Annotated in this window: 2 protein-coding genes; both read left to right on the forward strand. The window is 76.1% G+C overall.

Going from position 1 to position 1,932, the window contains the following annotated elements:
* Positions 1-521: acyl carrier protein (locus HUW36_RS31935; protein ID WP_174531466.1), on the forward strand; the 521-nt coding region annotated here is incomplete at its 5' end.
* Positions 522-546: 25 nt separating this feature from the next.
* A partial coding sequence (locus HUW36_RS31940; RefSeq protein WP_174531467.1) for a type I polyketide synthase occupies positions 547-1,932 on the forward strand: 1,386 nt, incomplete at its 3' end.

Genomic DNA, 1,932 nt, shown 5'->3' on the forward strand with positions numbered 1-1,932 from the left:
GCACGGACCGGCTCGCCGAGCTGCGCGCGCTGCCCGCCGCCGACCGGCGCGACGCGCTGCTGGACCTGGTCCGCACCGACGCGGCGAAGGTGCTGGGCCACCCCTCGGTCGACGCGGTCGACCCGGAGCGGGGCTTCCTCGACCTCGGCTTCGACTCGCTCACCGCGGTGGAGCTGCGCAACCTGCTCACCGCCGCGACCGGCCGCGAGCTGCCCACCACCGTGGTCTTCGACTACCCGACCCCGGCCGGCCTCGCCGAGCATTTGGACGCCGAGCTGTTCCCCGACGGCGGTGATCCGGCCGGCGGTGACCCGGCCGACGAGGAGACCGTGCGCCGGGTGCTCGCCGCGATCCCGCTGGACCGGCTGCGGCAGGCCGGGCTGCTCGACCCGCTGCTGCGCCTGGGCCACGACACCGCCGCGCCCGCCCCGGACGTCACGCCGGACGCCCCGGCGGCCGAGATCCGCGACCTCGACGTCGCCGGACTGGTGCGGATGGCCCTCGAAGGATCCGACTCGTGACCCGGCCGGCGGCAGGGAGGCCCCGATGAGCGTCTCACTGGACGAGGTGGTGGGCGCGCTGCGCGCGTCCCTGCTGGACAACCAGAAGCTCCGGCAGCAGAACCAGCAACTCACCGACCGGCTCACCGAACCGGTCGCGATCATCGGGATGAGCTGCCGGTTCCCCGGCGGCGTGCGGTCGCCGGAGCAGCTCTGGGAGCTGGTCGACGCGGGCCGCGACGCGATGGCCCCGTTCCCCGCCGATCGCGGCTGGGACCTCGACGCGCTCTACGACACCGACCCGACCAGCCGGGGCACCTCCTACGTGCGCGACGGCGGCTTCCTGCCCGACGCCGGCCACTTCGACCCGGCGTTCTTCGGCATCAGCCCACGCGAGGCGCTCGCCATGGACCCGCAGCAGCGGCTGCTGCTGGAGACCGCGTGGGAGGCGTTCGAGTCCGCCGGCGTCGACCCGACCGGGCTGCGCGGCGCGCCCACCGGTGTCTACGCCGCCACCAGCAGCCAGGGCGACTACGCCGCGCTGCTCGCCGGCGTCGGCGGCGGCGTCGAGGGCTACCTCGGCACCGGCAGCGCCGCCGCCGTGGCCAGCGGCCGGATCGCGTACGCGCTGGGCCTGGAGGGACCGGCGGTCACCGTGGACACCGCCTGCTCCTCCTCCCTGGTGGCGCTGCACCTGGCCTGCCAGGCGCTGCGGCTGGGCGAGTGCACCCTCGCGCTGGCCGGCGGGGTGTCCGTGATGGCCACCCCCACCGTGTTCGTGGAGTTCTCCCGCCAGCGCGGGCTGTCCACCGACGGGCGGTGCAAGTCGTTCGCCGCCGCCGCCGACGGCACCGGCTGGTCCGAGGGCGTCGGCATGCTGCTCGTCGAACGGCTCAGCGACGCCCGCCGCCACGGCCATCCGGTGCTCGCCGTGGTGCGCGGCACCGCGGTCAACCAGGACGGAGCCAGCAGCGGACTCACCGCGCCCAACGGGCCCGCCCAACGCCGGGTCATCCGGGCCGCGCTGGCCAACGCCGGGCTCACCGCCGCCGAGGTGGACGTGGTCGAGGCGCACGGCACCGGCACCACGCTCGGCGACCCGATCGAGGCGCAGGCGCTGCTGGCCACGTACGGACAGGACCGCGCCGCGCCGCTGCTGCTCGGCTCGGTCAAGTCCAACATCGGCCACACCCAGGCCGCCGCCGGCGTCGCCGGGATCATCAAGATGGTGCTCGCCATGCGGCACGGCCGGCTCCCGGTCACCCTGCACGTCGACCGGCCCACCCCGCACGTCGACTGGACCGCCGGCGCGGTGGAGCTGCTGACCGACGCCCGACCGTGGCCGGCGACCGGCCGGCCCCGCCGGGCCGGCGTCTCCGCGTTCGGCGTCAGCGGCACCAACGCCCACGCGGTCCTGGAACAGGCGCCCCCG

It is taken from the genome of Micromonospora maritima (genome assembly GCF_902825405.1).
GTDB lineage: Bacteria > Actinomycetota > Actinomycetes > Mycobacteriales > Micromonosporaceae > Micromonospora > Micromonospora maritima.